Annotated in this window: 18 protein-coding genes and 1 pseudogene; 14 read left to right on the top strand and 5 right to left on the bottom strand. The window is 36.8% G+C overall.

Annotation, left to right across the window (positions count from 1 at the left end):
• Positions 1–100 precede the first annotated feature (100 nt).
• The 10 genes from ACHHZ6_RS21985 to ACHHZ6_RS21940 all read left to right on the top strand — a co-directional run bounded on the left by ACHHZ6_RS21985 (position 101) and on the right by ACHHZ6_RS21940 (position 5,098).
• Positions 101–976, top strand: a complete 876-nt coding sequence (locus ACHHZ6_RS21985) for a DUF6387 family protein (RefSeq protein ID WP_395123014.1) — start codon at positions 101–103, stop codon at positions 974–976.
• Positions 977–1,126: 150 nt separating this feature from the next.
• Complete coding sequence (locus tag ACHHZ6_RS21980; protein ID WP_395123012.1) at positions 1,127–1,345, top strand: helix-turn-helix transcriptional regulator; 219 nt, start codon at positions 1,127–1,129, stop codon at positions 1,343–1,345.
• 32 nt (positions 1,346–1,377) lie between these two features.
• Positions 1,378–1,692 (top strand): hypothetical protein, encoded by a 315-nt coding sequence (locus ACHHZ6_RS21975; RefSeq protein WP_395123010.1) that lies wholly within the window; start codon positions 1,378–1,380, stop codon positions 1,690–1,692.
• 79 nt (positions 1,693–1,771) lie between these two features.
• Positions 1,772–2,068, top strand: coding sequence for a hypothetical protein (locus tag ACHHZ6_RS21970; protein ID WP_040198519.1), 297 nt, complete (start codon positions 1,772–1,774; stop codon positions 2,066–2,068).
• An 80-nt stretch (positions 2,069–2,148) separates the two neighbouring features.
• A complete protein-coding gene (locus tag ACHHZ6_RS21965; RefSeq protein WP_395123048.1) occupies positions 2,149–2,385 on the top strand; it encodes a hypothetical protein in 237 nt (78 codons plus the stop codon).
• A gap of 39 nt (positions 2,386–2,424) precedes the next feature.
• Positions 2,425–2,775: a hypothetical protein gene (locus ACHHZ6_RS21960; protein WP_395123009.1), complete on the top strand. Its 351-nt coding sequence runs from the start codon at positions 2,425–2,427 to the stop codon at positions 2,773–2,775.
• A 69-nt stretch (positions 2,776–2,844) separates the two neighbouring features.
• Positions 2,845–3,093 (top strand): DNA-binding protein, encoded by a 249-nt coding sequence (locus ACHHZ6_RS21955; protein WP_367642571.1) that lies wholly within the window; start codon positions 2,845–2,847, stop codon positions 3,091–3,093.
• Positions 3,094–3,135: 42 nt separating this feature from the next.
• A complete protein-coding gene (locus tag ACHHZ6_RS21950) occupies positions 3,136–3,531 on the top strand; it encodes a hypothetical protein (protein ID WP_395123008.1) in 396 nt (131 codons plus the stop codon).
• A 215-nt stretch (positions 3,532–3,746) separates the two neighbouring features.
• On the top strand, positions 3,747–4,298 hold the full coding sequence (locus tag ACHHZ6_RS21945; protein WP_395123007.1) for a hypothetical protein: 552 nt from the start codon (positions 3,747–3,749) through the stop codon (positions 4,296–4,298).
• Between the two features lie 5 nt (positions 4,299–4,303).
• Positions 4,304–5,098: an adenylate/guanylate cyclase gene (locus tag ACHHZ6_RS21940; protein ID WP_395123006.1), complete on the top strand. Its 795-nt coding sequence runs from the start codon at positions 4,304–4,306 to the stop codon at positions 5,096–5,098.
• A gap of 141 nt (positions 5,099–5,239) precedes the next feature.
• Here ACHHZ6_RS21940 and ACHHZ6_RS21935 read toward each other — a convergent pair whose 3' ends face one another.
• The 3 genes and pseudogenes from ACHHZ6_RS21935 to ACHHZ6_RS21925 form a co-directional block, all read right to left on the bottom strand.
• Complete coding sequence (locus ACHHZ6_RS21935; RefSeq protein WP_395123005.1) at positions 5,240–5,947, bottom strand: PIN domain-containing protein; 708 nt, start codon at positions 5,945–5,947, stop codon at positions 5,240–5,242.
• Between the two features lie 3 nt (positions 5,948–5,950).
• Positions 5,951–6,583 carry a hypothetical protein gene (locus ACHHZ6_RS21930; RefSeq protein ID WP_395123004.1) on the bottom strand — a complete coding sequence of 211 codons (633 nt, stop codon included), beginning with the start codon at positions 6,581–6,583 and terminating at the stop codon, positions 5,951–5,953.
• Positions 6,584–7,240: 657 nt separating this feature from the next.
• Positions 7,241–7,790: pseudogene (locus ACHHZ6_RS21925) on the bottom strand (replication/maintenance protein RepL).
• Positions 7,791–9,090: 1,300 nt separating this feature from the next.
• Between ACHHZ6_RS21925 and ACHHZ6_RS21920 the strand changes: the two are divergent.
• The 3 genes from ACHHZ6_RS21920 (at position 9,091) to ACHHZ6_RS21910 (ending at position 13,377) form a co-directional block, all read left to right on the top strand.
• Positions 9,091–9,855, top strand: a complete 765-nt coding sequence (locus tag ACHHZ6_RS21920; RefSeq protein WP_395123003.1) for a hypothetical protein — start codon at positions 9,091–9,093, stop codon at positions 9,853–9,855.
• Between the two features lie 320 nt (positions 9,856–10,175).
• The gene (locus ACHHZ6_RS21915) at positions 10,176–10,700 is read left to right on the top strand and encodes a hypothetical protein (protein ID WP_395123002.1); all 525 of its coding nucleotides are present in this window, start codon (positions 10,176–10,178) and stop codon (positions 10,698–10,700) included.
• 16 nt (positions 10,701–10,716) lie between these two features.
• Entirely contained in the window at positions 10,717–13,377 is a 2,661-nt protein-coding gene (locus ACHHZ6_RS21910; RefSeq protein ID WP_395123001.1) for a DotA/TraY family protein, read from the top strand.
• A gap of 152 nt (positions 13,378–13,529) precedes the next feature.
• Here ACHHZ6_RS21910 and ACHHZ6_RS21905 read toward each other — a convergent pair whose 3' ends face one another.
• Together ACHHZ6_RS21905 and ACHHZ6_RS21900 are read right to left on the bottom strand one after the other, a co-directional pair.
• The gene (locus ACHHZ6_RS21905; RefSeq protein ID WP_047740110.1) at positions 13,530–14,261 is read right to left on the bottom strand and encodes a helix-turn-helix transcriptional regulator; all 732 of its coding nucleotides are present in this window, start codon (positions 14,259–14,261) and stop codon (positions 13,530–13,532) included.
• 113 nt (positions 14,262–14,374) lie between these two features.
• Positions 14,375–14,845, bottom strand: a complete 471-nt coding sequence (locus ACHHZ6_RS21900) for a GNAT family N-acetyltransferase (RefSeq protein WP_319165921.1) — start codon at positions 14,843–14,845, stop codon at positions 14,375–14,377.
• A gap of 143 nt (positions 14,846–14,988) precedes the next feature.
• Here ACHHZ6_RS21900 and ACHHZ6_RS21895 point away from each other — a divergent pair, with 143 nt between their 5' ends.
• Positions 14,989–16,203 carry a hypothetical protein gene (locus ACHHZ6_RS21895; protein WP_395123000.1) on the top strand — a complete coding sequence of 405 codons (1,215 nt, stop codon included), beginning with the start codon at positions 14,989–14,991 and terminating at the stop codon, positions 16,201–16,203.
• The last annotated feature ends 79 nt before the right edge of the window (positions 16,204–16,282 follow it).

Here is a 16,282-nt window from a genome sequence, read left to right as displayed (position 1 = left end):
ATGCCCTATCTTAGGCTGACTGACATTTTTTTCACTTTCTCCATGCTGTTGAATGAGATAGCTTTATCACAACTCAAAACAAACACTCATAGAGAAAACAATGACAAAAAAGATGTCCAAAGCGGAGATAGTTGAAGCACTAAGCGAGTGGTTTGATGTAAGCCGTTACGATGTGCTGAAAGACTTAACGCTAGAACAAATTTATGCTGAGTTGGAAAGACGGATCTTTGCCTATAAAACCAGACAGCAATGGGAAACAGCAGGCGAAGAGAACCAAATGCTGGCGATCTACCATGATGCCCTGATCCGTTCTGGTAAGGTCTTACACGAGGATAAATGGATCTCTGACAGCCATATGCTGGCACACAGTTATGCTGTCAGGCCAATGACAAGAACTTCGCTGTTTAACTATGGAAGGGCGATGTATCGTCTAGAAAACAACGTGCCTAAAGATGATGTTTCAGTGAGTTCGGAATACATCTCTGAATACCTGAAACAAGGCGGGTTAAACCCCGCTAACAAGATACTGATTGAGATTGATTTAGATGAAGCCAGCAGCGACGATCTGGCTGAACACCTAAAAGTGCTTATCAGTCAGTGGCAGAAGCACCTGAAAGCATCCAAGCCACCGGAAAAAGATTTCCGCTTTGGTCATAAAACATTCCAAAAGATACTCGATTACAAGATCATCCCGTTGATGGATCTTATCGGATGGGAACAACTCAATAATCAGAAAATCCCGTATCCTGTATTGGCTGGCCTTCTACACCCTGATATACGTTATGCCAGAGGCAGTGAGCAAATCAAAGACACTGATTACCCTCTATCTTATGAGTTCTTGAATAATGATAATTATTTCAAGTCATTAAACGATTTTTTCATCAAAAACATGCATGTGAAGAACTCAGATATTCTTGAAGTCATCGGCATGAATGACAAACCGGAAGACAAAAAGAAAACAAGGGACAGTCGCTAAGCCTGAACGTCCCCTGTATTTACCTCCCATAAACATCCCCTAAATTCACTGGTCCTGAACTTCCCGGCTGTTCAGGGCTGGTGAACCAACCTATTTTCTCACAAGCGATCTCCATACAATTATTTCCATCAACTAACACAGGAGATAAATATGGTTCAAATCGTAGCAAACAAAAAGCAACGCCTTATCCGTTTACCAGAAGTGATTAGAAGAACAGGATTTGGAAAGACATGGATTTATACGCTTATTAAAGCTGGTCGCTTTCCATCGCAGGTTAAAACGGGTTTAAGGTCTATTGCCTTTATAGAAAGTGAGATTGATGTATGGATTGAAAAAATCATTTCTGATTCACGTCCTGTATCTGAATAACAAATATTTTAATAACAACAAGAGGAAATAAAATGAATAGTAATGAAATGAAAAGTATCAAAGAGTCATCTACCAATATTTTTACTGCTATGGCAAAGAATTTTTATATCACAGGAATACGTATATATAAAGAACAAGAAGAACTTGAGGTGTTAGCAGCCATTATGTTGGATAGCGACAGAACGGAGTTATATCTTTCGCATGTTAAAGATTATCTGGCAAAACGCTTTGATGAACATATGGAAGAAGCGGGTAAAAGAGAAAGGCTTATCTATGTTGATATGGATAAAGTCATGTGTGAAATGAGATATGTTCATACTCAAGCATTACTTTTTAGTATGAGTTAACAACAGCGTATTCGGCCCCGAAAGGGGCTAATAAAAAAGACAATGAATTAAATAAGCATTTAACTATGAGGGTATAAATATGTCTAAAGAGAAGATAGGTGTTAATAAATCAACCGAACTATTCTATGACCTTGCATGTAGATCGTTTTCCGCAAGCTGGAGTATGTTCATGGAAGTTAATGGCGATGGGGATGCTAATGATTATTTGAATGATCCGGATTTTATGAGTCCATTTATTATCCATGTGATTGACCATATCCAGAACAAATTTGAAAGATTCACTGCCCAAGAGGGTAATAGCGGTGATATCAATCAAGTTAACTTTGAACAGGTTGCTGCCATGTTAGTCGAGTATTCAGACAGCTTTAGGAAATAAGAACTAATCTTGCCCCGCAAGGGGCTAACCAAAAATATAAGAGGTAAATATAAATGGTAAACAACAACGAACAAAGTTCTATGACAAATAAAATATCTGTAGTCGTAAGTATGTTGTGCGAAGGAACCCCGAAAGTAATAAATACTATTCAAGAAAGCTTTGATGTGTTTGTTGCCCTTAGTGGGTATTCAGTAGAAGAAATGATAGGGGATAAGAACTTGATTGGTGCTTTAAATCGACATATCAATAACGATTTAGTTGATGAGTTAGATCTGGAATATGGTTCCGTCATCATCAATATCGTTTACAACAACTAATTGTTTTTACTAACTATTAACATAATGAAAGGATTAAAGATGAAAGAGATTATATTGAACAGTAATGAGGAAACAAAAAACGAACTTATTGCCAACATCTTACAAGGATACTGTGATGAAATATATGCCATTTATGAAAAACATCCTGAAACAGCAATCGATATTTTGAATGATGGGTTCCTTTCAAGCATCATATATGATGTTTTGATAACTCGTGAGATGAAGAAATACTCTATCAAAAATGATGTATCTGATATTAATAGAAGAGATTTAAAAGCCACAATATTGTATTGGCATCAAGAACACATCATTGAACTTGTTTCAAAAAATATAAATCAGGATGAAAATGAAGATCCGATTTACTGGAAGCTAAAAATGACAGTTGTTTGATATTTAGATGTAATGAGTATTCCCTCGAAAGAGGGAAATAACATGAATGATAAAACTAAGAGGTTTAATATGATTGATGAATTCTACGTTATGTATATGTATAGAAAAATCCAAGCTGAAGCGGCTACTGCCGACATCAAAACACTGGAACAGCTTTTGAAGAAGTTCCGTAAAGTTGTTGCGGAGCGCCGGGAAGAATACTATCGGGAGATTGGTGAGAAAAAGGCTCAGAATTTGAGGGCTAAGAGATTGCAAAAGTTGCTTGAGAAAATGGGGCGTGATCGTGTATCACCGGTGGATCTCATTGACTGGCAATAGCCAGTCATAATATTGTATCTTCATCAAGCAACGGAGGTGTCTATGGGCTGGGAACTTCATATAATAAGAACAGATAATTGGTTCGATAGCGCAAGCAATCCAATCAGTAGTGAGGAATGGCTCCAGCTTGTTGATGATGATAACGAACTATCAATAGATCGCAAGAATGGGGAGTTTTTTGCTATATGGAGTGGTCAAAGTGAACACGATGAACCTTGGCTTGATTGGAATGATGGAAGGATTTCGACTAAGCATCCAGACGAGGCGCTTTATTGTAAAATGTTGCAGATAGCTGATAAGTTAAATGCTGTAGTTGTTGATGAGGATGACCATAAATATTTACTACCAAGCGATCTGATGAATCCGTCATGGGCGAACACATCATCTACCACTGAAAATACATCTTTATGGCACTGGTTAATTTCTAAGATAAAATAATATTCCCCATCATAAAATAGTTGATTGTTATAACATAAGGCAAATTAACGGTTGTATTTAAATGCTATATCTAAATAGGCGGAATAAAAAAACAGACATCTTACGCTAGTGATTTAATTATTTCGCCCTTTTGTTTTTGATAGGTTAGTGTATAATGATTGTTTGCAAATAGTGCAAGTACATTCGAGTGTATATTATTTTTTATAGTGATCAAAATGGACAAAAAAATAGAATTTCTCTATCAATCTATCAGTGATGTTCAGAGTACAATTAGGGCGATTGATGTTAAAATTGGTTTTCTGTTTGTCGTTGCTTTCATGCCAATAACGTTAGTGAAAGATATATCTGACGCTGTTTTGTTGTTGTGGAAACAATATGATATCTGTAAGTTGCTCATCATTATAATGATATGTTCTTGGATTGTGTCCGTGTTGTATTTATTTTTAGCATTAACTTCAATATCAAATCCTACTTCTGGGATATATGGGCAGAAACCGAAAGGAATATTTTACGGTGATGGAGTTTTTAAAATTGAGTATTCATTCATTGGATCTTTTATAAAAGCAAAGGCAAACTACACGGTAAAAGATGTTTTTGATATGTTACCCGATGAAACGCAGATAATGCATGAGTTAATTTATGAAAAAATGAAGTTAACTTATATCAGGGAAATGAAGTTCTGCCGATACGCTATTTGCACGAAGTTTATTTATGTCTGGCTATCCTTAAGTATTGGATTGTATCTTTACTCCTTAACTATCAAGTAAACATTATGGATAATGCAAAAAAAGATCAGATAAAAGATATTGTTAATACCGCTCTGGACCGGGCTGAATTGCATTGGGAAAATGGTGGGAAAACAATAGTCGTTCATGAAAGCCTTGCAAAAGCTAATTTAGGATTGGAAGGATATGCGATAGATGCAGCTGTTCCATCAATGTTGCCCGGACACCCTTGGGTCTCTGAAGATGAGACAATCATTAGTGAGTTTGTTGCTTTCGTTGCCGATATGCGCGACTCAACAAAACACTTATTAAACGCAATATCTGCAAAGACAGCTAAAGTATCGCAACTGCAACGGGTATTTTATGAAACCTCGGCGCTTTTACCTGCTTTAGCAAAGACAGTAGAATTTGAACAGGGGCAAGTAACAGAGTATTTAGGTGATGGTATTCTTGCATTTTTTAAAGTGAGCGAAGATAACAGAGCCGATGCTATGTATCGTGCTAGACGAGCAGCAATTGATTCAATAGAGGATACGCGTAACATTATTAATATAGCTCTTTCAGAGCGATATTCATTACCTGCGCTGGATATTGGTGTAGGACTTGCAATGAGCAAAGCTATTGTCTCGTTAGTTGGATTGCCCTCAAGTAAGCAACCTAAAGCATTTGGTGAGTGTGTATTTAGGGCGACGAAAATGTCTTCAGGAAGAAATGAAGTTTGTGTAGATGAGCGTATGCAGAAATTCTGGCCTAAATCAAAAGGTGGGCGTGTGGTTTTTAGGCGAAAAATGTTTGGAGAGGGAGAAAAGGCTGTTTCTGGATATCTAATGGGTAAAAGTTAATATTCACAATATTAGGGAAGTAAGCAGTAGCGACAATCTGTACTTAATCAAAGCAACTCACCTCTTGGCAGAAACTGTATAGAATAATAATTTTAACGTTTCTGCCAGATTAGGATAAGTAAATTTAATCTTTAAATCTTTTTATGCTTGCCCTCTTGCTATTGCTAGTATATGATCCACACTATTTATCAATAGTGCCTGATTAGACGAAAATTGAGTATCAAGTGGTGGTTTTAGATCATTGTATGACCCAAAATCATCTTTATTTGCAGTAACGAATATGATTTTCTCATTAAAACCAGCCCCCCGTAGTTCTTGACATAACTCTAAAAAGCATTCAACAATTTCACAATCTTTTGGCTCAAGTTTTCCTTTTCTAGCTGGTGCTTCAAGTTTGCGAACTCTCTGCATTGCTTTTAGCGTATGATCATTAGTTCTTTCAATACACCGACAAGAATTTAGAAATGATTCTGATAAGGACTTTATTTTACTAGATATACTGAGACCTGAAAATTTCGGTAGCATAGAGTAATTGGTATTTAAAACTAAGTTAGTCACGTTAATTGTCGAACTTATACTACGATCTAGCTTTTTTATTTCTTTTTCCATAGTGGAAAGAACAGCATCAATATTATCAACCCACTCCTCGTTAACGTTTTGGCAGGATACTAACCAACAAGACTTTCCATTTATTTTGATGAGTTCAAGCATGTTGCTTGCATAAGATTCTGACAATCCATATAAATGGATAGAATTTAATATATCTAATATTGAACATGTGTCAAAGAAAAACACTGGTTGTTCATTTTTCAACAATTCATCTTTGACTTTGCTTATTGATAAATACATGAATCATCGCTCCATGTACGTGATTAGATCTCGAGCAAACTCATACTCTATAACTAGCTTATGTGCTGAATCTTCGCTCCAACCTTGTTCACATAATACACGTACAAGATCAGAAGTATTCACATGTTTATCTTTTTTACATGTTTCTACAATAAATGCAAACCATCTTTCTTGATCACTAGGATGTGAACTTCCTGTTGATTTATTCGCTAAAGATGAAAATTGTTTTAATAGCTTTCCTGCTTCATCTCCTACAACATCTTCTGCAGTTAAGGAATCCGAGGTTATTTCAACATCAATTTTTAACTCTAGTGCAACTGGTTTCAAGCACGAGTTATAGAAATCCGTAAGTATTGTATTATATTCCTCGTAGTTTAGCTGTCCTTTTTCTAAAGGTACAACATTAGGAATATACCAAATATTATTTTCTTTCTGGAAAATGCTTAGACCAGCATCAGGTAAAATGTTATCACCTGACCGTTTAAAGCTAAAAGCAATTTCGCCTAAATATTTTGAGTTTTCCTCACTTTCATATGCTCGACTCCAGTGGTTTTTTGTGGCATCAGTAACCTTTGAAATAAAATCTTTTATTGATTTATCATCAATTTTTATAAATACATCTTTGAATGTTTTCACTTTCTCTCCTAGGGCATAGCTGTGGATTTCAACAGATACTATCGCTATAGTTTTTAAAGAAAACGTAGATATTTAGCTATTAAATATCTATTATAGCAGACTAATCCTCATTCAACTAAAGAGGAGGCAGAGTCTATATGATCCTAAATAGTTAACTATACACATAGTCTACTATTAGGTTTATTCGGTCAAGAACATATGAGGGAAAGTGTGCAATCAGATGATTTTGGAACATAGATGAGTTAGGGCGACCTTTCAGAAAGGATTGAACTTTGAGTTTTAACGTAATAGGTGATATCCTTACAAATCTGCTTTGTGAATTTAAAAACACATGTGTTTCGTTTTATTTAATGACACATAATATGATAGCCGAAAGCTGTTCAAAGATATTTTCAATAGAAACTTAAAAATCTTCCAGAAAATACCATCAATCTTATATGATATCAATAATCAGTTGTCTAAATTAAATCATAGCCTTGGTCGCTGTCCTTATAATTATCTAAATGAAGTATGTTTTATTTTCTCATTGTTTCTTTTTGGTTAAAGAACATCCATATCATCAATATTATATTTTATATAATCAATAAATCGAGTATTTATTAATGTATATATGCTGCAATAAATTATTATATTTATCATGTCTTTGATGGGCTGTAATTATCCTTTTCTCGATTTTTCATCCTTTAAATAATAGGTTTTCATAAAGGTCAAACGGTCACCATTAAACATATAGTCCGGGTTAATAAAATAATAGTTCTGTATCATAGTCTCTGCAATAAACTTTTTGTCAGCAAGTTCCTTCATGCCTTTGAAATATGTTGTTCTTGATATTTTTACGACATCTTGATCAACAATATCGTATGACATCAAAATAGTATCAGTATCCTTATTATCTCTGATAGCAAGATAAAGGGTCTTGAAAACTTTTTTACCAGATGAAGACAGTCCTTCAATAGCAGATACTCCATCAACATAAAGTTTCACGAACTGTGTCTTATCAACCTCCATAGCCTGATAGAAACCGCCATTACCAACTTGCTCTCCAGTATTTTCATTAACTAATGCTAATCGATCTTTTCCTGTAGTAATATGTCTGACGCCAGTTTTTTGTATGTAGACTTGTATCATTAAGAAATGGGTTCTTAGTATGACGAGGGAGACCTCTTCTTGATTTTTTTACTTCAGTTTGTATATTATTTTCTATCATGGTATTTACCCCTTTATTTTTTTAGTTATACATTTAAGTAAATACTATATTTTGCATGCAAGTCAATACTTAAAGTTTATATTTTTTAAAATAACTAACACTTAATGTTTTTATTTATGAAACTGTAGTGCGACAGCATATATATAAATAACACTATAACATTTTTATTTAAGAATAGTTATCAACTTAAGTACCGGGAATCGGGACTTTAACTCCCGGATGTCGGTACTTGGTTTAAAGCTATAACTGGCCTGTGAGCATTTTTCTTCTTAATTATTCAATTAGCGAAGCTTAGAATAACTATGCAGAGGTATTTTAGGGGTACAGTTTTACTTTTTATTGCATTGGTTTCTTTTCTACAATGAACCTGTTTTATAAGTTGCTTTCATTTTTCTGTATTTTATATTTCAGCTTCGTGATTGTTTTAAACAATCACGAAGCGCTGCCAACTTACTAGTAAATCTATAATTTTTTTCTTTAACGCGATTAGCGGCTACGCCGCAATTTTTTATGGATGAATCCATATCTTAAACAGGGATGAACCCTGTTCCAGCAATGTGATTGTCTTGAACAATCACTAAGTGCTGCCTCTTTGAATATGGTTTTTCTCTATATTTAAGAGCAAATGCTATATTTTATCGCGGTAATGCTATGTTAAAACATAAGATCAATTTTATAACTGGATGATAAAGCGATCTAAACCGATCTTTTCATCGTTACTAGAAAATATTGAAACGACCTTATCAAAAAAAATATATCAATGTCAGAGTGAGGGCGTAGCCGTGCGTCAGCACATGAGCTTCAGCTCATAGATGGTGGTGATTTTCAAAAAAAAGATGTTAGTGAAATAGAAAGAAATGCTTCGCAATAAAAATAAATATTGCACTCAAAAAAACTAATCATTTAAAATGTTGAAACCCTGTATGGCGATTATAAAAATCGCCCGGTTTCTTTTAATCCTATTAAGTATTATCTCTTACTTCTTGCAAAATTAAATTAAGAAAAAACCGGTCTGTAGACCTTACGGCATAAGGCTTAAAATGGAAATATACGACTGACCGTACAGTCAGTGTTCCTGACTCTATAGTCAGTATTCCTGACTGCACGGTGAGCTTTCCTGACTTTGCAGTCAGTTTCTATGTCATTTTTAGCTTAAAAACGACAGTGCTTTAAAGTATCGTCACTGGAATAGTTGCGATTTTGAAAATATTTTCGCAAAAAAATATGCAAAAAACTTGATATCTTTTTTGTGCATGGTATTTAATTTATTATAAATAAAATAACAAGAGGTAATAATGAAATGAATGAAATAGACGTTGACTTAGATTTAGGATTAAATCCTTTTTGCTTTGAGACAGAGCTAAAGATTGAAACACGAAAGAAAAATCTGACCGTTTCAAGAGGCACAGAACTTATCGAAAAGAAAGATACAGGTAAAAGCTACTTTGCCAATATCGTGCATACACAAGAGGTCGATAAAGAAGAGTTCATTAAACTCTATACCTCTCAGATAAAAGCATACTTTGATCTCACGAAAACAGCATACAAAGTGTTTTTCATATTTTTACGAATATATCAGGATGCGATAGGCAAAGATCATTTCTACCTGAGCTGTAAAAAGGCAATGTCTCTTGCGGAAAAGATAGATCACTTTATCTTGTCTGAATCTATCTTTTACAGAGGGATCAAAGAACTCATCGAAAAACGTATTATTGCTAAAACCAATGAGAAAAACTGGTATTTCATAAACCCTGCTATTGTCTTCAATGGTGATCGTGCTCGCTTTGTATCAGAGATTATAAAAAAGAAAGAAGCAATGGAAGAACAACCCGAAAGCATAGTCGTCAATGGCGGCGGCAATAGCACACTTAAAGATAAAAACAGGTCAATTGAAGCAGTTATACAAGAAGTTAATAACCAAGATGACATAGATTTGTTAATCGCAAGATTGCAGGCTAAAAAGTCTCAAGGGTTAGTGAAGAGTGAAAGTATAAATGAAATCCCTTCTGTAGAGAACACAAGTCTTGTGCCACCAGAAGAACCGTTAGATTGGGATAATATTTAGTGATCCATTAACGCGACTTCTCTGAACTTTTTATACACATATATTCATATTTTAAACATTGGGATGTGGAAGGTGAAATCATTATTAAATTAAAAGAAGCCAGATAAACTGGCCTCTTCAGAGTATTGTAATAAATTTTTTGGAGTAATCATTCATTTACTTTTAAACAGTAATCAAAAATAAAGTCATTGTCAAATTAAATTATCATTCTCTTGATTAATTCCATTTTATTTAATATATATTAATAAGGCATTGTATTTTTATTTAATCACAAGAAGAAAACATGGTGAATAAAATGTAATAAATCAAAGGAGTATCAAATGTATAAACTTAATAAAAAGAAATGGCGAACAAATGTCTGTGTCCACATTTTCAAAATAATCCTTCCTGCAACAATATTAATTTCAGCAACCACGGCTAACGCAGCAGTCTGTAGCCCGGATGTCAGCTCATCATTAAAACAAGTGCAATATAACGCCATGAAGCAGGATGCGGCTCAGTTAGAGCCGGTAGCGAAGAATTTCATGGATAACATCAATCAGTCGCTTGAGACGATTGGTTGTACGGACGCTTGGCCTGTGGGAAACCTTGGCATCAGCCTGCCATCTGTGGATTCAATAATTAAAAAAACAAAGGAAGCAGCAATAAGTAAAGCCTGTTCGATTGCGAGAGAAAAAGTCAGTCAACTGACCGGAAGTATATCCGAAAGTATTTCTATTGATATGCCCGTGATTGGGAATATCGCAAGTGGAAGTGTTTCTACAGGAACAGGCTCTTCGTCAGGATCGGGAGTAACAGTAAGCGGAAACGATGTCTGGAGCAGCATCAGTAATTCAATGAAGTAAGAGGCAAAGGAATGTAATGATGATAAATATAAAGAAAAAAGAAATGTCGATATTAGTAGCAATATTATTTTGCCTGTTATTAACTCAGTCAGCTTATGCCGCCGATTTATTTACTGTCCCGGATACAGACAAATCAAAGCTGTGGTTTCTGGATATCTTATTCCCCGACAATTTAGCGGAAAGTCCCTTAGCCAGCACTATGACAATCCTTAACAGCGCCGTTTTGCTGGTTGGTGGTATTTTAGCTGCCTACACGCTGATTGCCGGAACCATGTCAACGGCACATGATGGAGAAATGTTGGGTAAGAAATGGTCTTCCATGTGGTTGCCCGTAAGAACTGCATTAGGCACGGCAATGATACTTCCGGCAGCAGGTGGTTTCTGTGCCGCTCAGGTTATGGTGCTGTGGATGATTAATCAGGGAGTCGGTCTGGCGGATAGCGTCTGGAATACGTATGCCTCCAACCCCTCAGATGGAGCAGTTATCACGACATCAGCGTCTTATCAGGAACTTGACCGTATAGCGAAAACTGCGTTTATCAATAACGTCTGTATGTTAAAGGCGGGAGAATTATGGAAGAAATCAGCAGCAGCCGATCCCTTCCCACACGTCACGCCTGCGTTTGAAATGACACCGGAGAAAGGTGCCTATTTATACACATACAGCTATGGAGCCAGCAATGCCGGTAATGATATGAATAAGAATTTACTGGTATCCAAGGCTGCATGTGGAAGCATCACGCTTACAGACCCGAAGGCCAAAGCTTCTTATGACGAACAGGCTAAAGCTCAGGCTACCATTGCTGCTGGCGGCATGTATATGGCTTATATGCCACAGGATATAAAGACGAATATTTCAGATGTTATTGAGGCACACAATGCCGCATTCATCGGTCTTGATAATAGTATGAAAACGCTGGCTGAAAAGTATGTGGCCGATAATAATATTGATATTCAGACCGGAATAAACAGCGCAACGGCCTCATATGTATCCATTATTGATACTGCAGTACGAACAGTTTTCTCCACTGGCGACCAGTGGGATGATTTCAAAGAGAATGTCCAGAAAGACGGATGGTTTATGGCTGGCGCATGGAGTATGAAACTGATCCGTGTGCAGGATGCGATTAATGGAGCAGCTCATAATCTTCCTGTAGGTGGGCAAGCGACAATGGAATACGGAGATATATTCGATAACAGCCTGAACGCGATTATGGCAAAAGTGGCTCAGGATATGGCGAAATCAACGACAGCTTCAAGATATGCGAATGGTATTGATGCGCAAAACCGAACGGAAGCCAATACCAGTGGTAAAAGTGGCGCTGGCCCTAAAACAGATGATGCTGGAAAAATAGTTTCTTCTCTTCAAAGTGAAGCCAATAAGAGTATTTCTGGTGCAATGGCGGGTTTTCTCAGTTCCAGCGTTATTAATGGAAGAAAGCAAGGGAAAATTGTTTCATTTTCAACCGACACAACCGCTGCCAATTTACAGGCGATAAACCCGTTATTAGCCGTTAAAGGGCTTGGGGATACAATCAGTGCCGCTGGCTGGACGTTATTAGGAAGTTCTGCGGTTGTTGGCGCAGGCCTTGGCGCATGGACATCAGCGACTGCAAGCTGGGTATCAGGTGCATTTGGCGCTATGGGGATTGTTATGCCACTGGTTATCCCATTATGGATAGCTGGCGATACTTTAGCCGTCGTTATTCCTATGTTGCCTTACGTCATGTGGTTTGGTGTTTGCGTCGGCTGGATGATCCTGTGCCTTGAAGCAATGGTCGCAGCACCATTATGGGTAATAACACATTTACATCCAGACGGTGATGGCGTAGTGGGTCGTGGTGGCGCTGGTTATGGTCTGGTTTTATCGTTAACCATGCGACCAGCGCTAATGATAACAGGATTGATAGCAGCCTATACGATGCTCCCTATCCTTGGTGGGATCGTCAATGAAACATTCTCCGGCGCGTTTGGCATGATGTCAGCCAATGCAGGGATAGGTATCATCGAGTCACTGGCTCTCATTGCTGTTTATATTGCGATGATGTTCACGGTAGTGAAGAAATCACTTTCACTGATTCACATCATCCCTGATGAAATTATGAAGTGGCTTGGTGTTCATGGTGGTCAGAGCATGTCGGGTTACGCACAGTCGGCATCAAAAGGTGTCGAAGGTGCTATGTTTACCAAAACCGTGTTGGATCAGGTTTCTCATACCTCAAATGCGATGGGTAATCAGCTCAGGAATGCGCAAATCAACAAAGACCGTGAACAGCAACGTGAGCTTCAACAACAGCAACAGGCTAAACAGGGGAAAGTACAGGCAGCTAATAAAGCCAATGATACGGGATCTGCATTCAGAACTCATATGAGTAATGCTGGCCCACTGGATCAGCAGGATGAATATCAGTCTCTTGAAAGTGCTAACTCGGCTTACAATGCGGCTGAGGCAGCAGATGCTGTTGGTGATACAGCAGGTGCAGCGGGTTATATGAATGTAGCTCAAAAGGCTGCTAACAGGGCAGTATCATTTGGTGAGCATAACAGACCGTTGTTGCCTATAAATCTTCAGGCCCAAGCTTCACCAATTGAAAGCTTTAAGGCTCCAGAGAAAGGGAGCGGTAGTGGATCTTCCGGTGGTAGTTCATCATCAAAAGAAGGTAATGATGGAATGTGATATTAAGAGGGCTTCGGTCCTCTTTCTAACTGATTATTATCTGCAATGAAACTCACTTTATATTTTCCCTTATAAACAAAGTTGAAATGGCTGCATCGAAAATAAAATATCGCCACAGCCTGTTTTAATAAAGATATTACTCTGATATGGTTTTATTCTTCTGTAAAAAACCAAGCTTCTTCATACCATCTATTTTTCATTGATAAATTTATGAAAGTGTCTCTCCATTCGCTAGGGGTTAATTTTTCTTTGTTAGAGAATACCATTCCTGATAATAAATAATGGAATGTTATCCATGAACTAACATTGGTGATAGCTTTATCAGTTATATCTGCCACCTCAGACAAATATTTATTAATGGTGGTTGTTGTGACACCTATTTTTTCCGCGACGTCATTAATAGATAAACCAGATTCAACCAGCTGCTTTGCAATTAATTTTTTTCTTGTTGTGTTATATCTTATAAAATGTCGTTTTATTGCTTTTTCAACTTGCTGAAGAATTTTATATTCATCACTTTTTTGATACTCAACCCATGCTTGTTGTTCTTCTTCTACTTTTTTATCAAAAGCATCTTTATACTTATCGATAAAGGAACTTGCTATGGATGTGCTTTCGAATACTTTTTTATTAATTTTTATTTTTAATTTTTCTGCTATTGCTATTATGTAATCCATTTGTCTTTTACTTGGTGGCCTTATGTCAAAATATAATCTATCTCTTAAAAAATACTCTATTTTTTCTGCTTCATTATTTTTTATCGTTGTTAATTGGTCCTTTTTATTTTGACTTGAAATTACTTCATATAATGATTTTGGTATTTCGATTAAAAATTCACTGTTTCCAACAGTCAACTTTGCTGTTTCTACTTCAATTCTTAGCATCAGCAACTCCTTATTTTTCAGGGAAATATATTGTATAAGAAATGTTATCATATTTCGTGTGGGGGATAGGACCCTAATTTGAAACAGCCATAACACTGTATGACTCATGAATTCTACCCCAAGGTAAGCGTTGATTCATGTGATTTTTTAAGTACAGTGGCAAGTTTGTCAGTTGTAATGATATAATCATTATCGGTTTGATATTCTGAAAAACCAAATTTCAAAGCAAAATTCCTACTATTATCATTAACTGATTCAATGGCAATCGTTTCATAATTATATTTTTGTGCTATAACTGCCAATAAATTTAGCAACGTTGAACCATGACCTGAACGTTCCTTTTCAAAGCGGATTTTTGCGATGACGATAGATTTATTCTGAGAGGATGCCCATGTCTTCCCAAATCTGAGATAAATACTGAACTTTTTCCTGTGAGTATCAATACGGAAAAAATTGCTGGCTCTATCAATCGGGTCACAAAGATATGCGGGTGATTTTTTATAAGGATAGACAGTGGTAAGCCATCCGTTTATTTCATCCAGAATCTGTTGTTTTTCTTGCGGGAAAATAACTTCCTCAACCATGACACTCACTCCGTTTAATTTATAACACTCTGGTTATACTACTTTTCCGCACCAATGCCAATAAATTATTTTTTTCAAAATTGACAGCTTATATTTAATTGGTTAAATAATAAAGAAGGTAATAAGTTGATAGGAGTGTTGTGATGAGGAATAATAAATTTAAACTAAAGAGAATAACAGTGGTTTCAGCTTTGTGTTTTTCTGTGTTGTATACAAATACAGCTTTTGCTGTCTGGCCCGTCACAGAAGAGGTTTTGACACCGTATCTTATGGGGGCTTCACCCCAATCTATGGGCAATGGAATAATTGAAACATTAGTTTCAATGAACGACAAGCTGGCACAATCAACCATAACAGCAAATGAGAATCAGAAGAATGCTGTTGTCAGTAATGCCAGTCAGGCAATCCAAGAACAGCGTATGAAAAATATCTTAAAGAGAATACCTGATGCTAACGCCTGTGAAGAAGTCACGAGCGCAGGTGGTCGTGGTGCAGCAGGATCGAATACAAGCTCAGCGAAAGAGGCTTTATCTGAAAACAGCGTTAAGATGTTTACACAAGCAAATACCGGAATAAATGAGGCCAAGAAAAACATCATGGGCAGAGTATCAATAAATGTTTGCTCTGAAGATGATGTGAAATATAACAGAGGTGGGTGCAATACTATAGGTCAGTATCCTGATAAAGATAAGTCGGCATCAAGCCTAATTACACCACCATTATCTAAATCCGAAGCATTGTCTAATAAGGTTTCGAATCAGTCCTATTCTGTTGAGCAGATTGAGGTTGCTGAAGCAGCAAAAAGAAATCTTATAGGGAACTTGCCCGTTGAACCATTGAAGAACAAAGGATTAGAAGACACAAATGAAGGTCGAGAATATTTATCTGCCTTTTCGAGCTTTGTCTCCAGAAGCACTGCTGGAACAAACGCCATTGATTCCGTACTGGCAATGAAAAAAGCAAGTAATGTATCAGTGAACTCCAGAGGAGCCAAAATAGGATCCGCATTAGGTTCTACGCAGGGAGCAAACCTTGCTTGGTCAGATGCTTCCGTAAAAAACAAGTATGCGACCTTATTTCCCGGCACAACATTCCCGGATAATCCTTCAGAGTGGGAAATGTTAAGATATGAGATCTATTCACGCTATGCGGATACAACAGGTGCTGACGCTTGGCAGGTAAAAATCAGTAGTGCTGATGAAAAAGAAACTGCGCATGAGCAGGCAAGAATGCAGGCACTTGATTTAAGATTACAAATGCTTCAAATCGAAAGAATAGAAGACACAAATATTTTGCTTGCGGCTCTGTTAGGGAAGGTGCGAATAAGCAGGTCATTTCTTCCCAAGCTGACTCGCTGATTAAAATTTCGCGGATCTGGGCCGATTTTTTTCCCGCAAACACATCGAATCAGCCTATTTAGGCTATTTTTTCCACCAT

It is taken from the genome of Enterobacter cloacae complex sp. 2024EL-00214, assembly GCF_043945575.1.
In the GTDB taxonomy this organism is placed as follows: Bacteria; Pseudomonadota; Gammaproteobacteria; order Enterobacterales; family Enterobacteriaceae; genus Enterobacter; species Enterobacter cloacae_P.
This window is presented reverse-complemented; position numbering and strand designations above follow the sequence as displayed.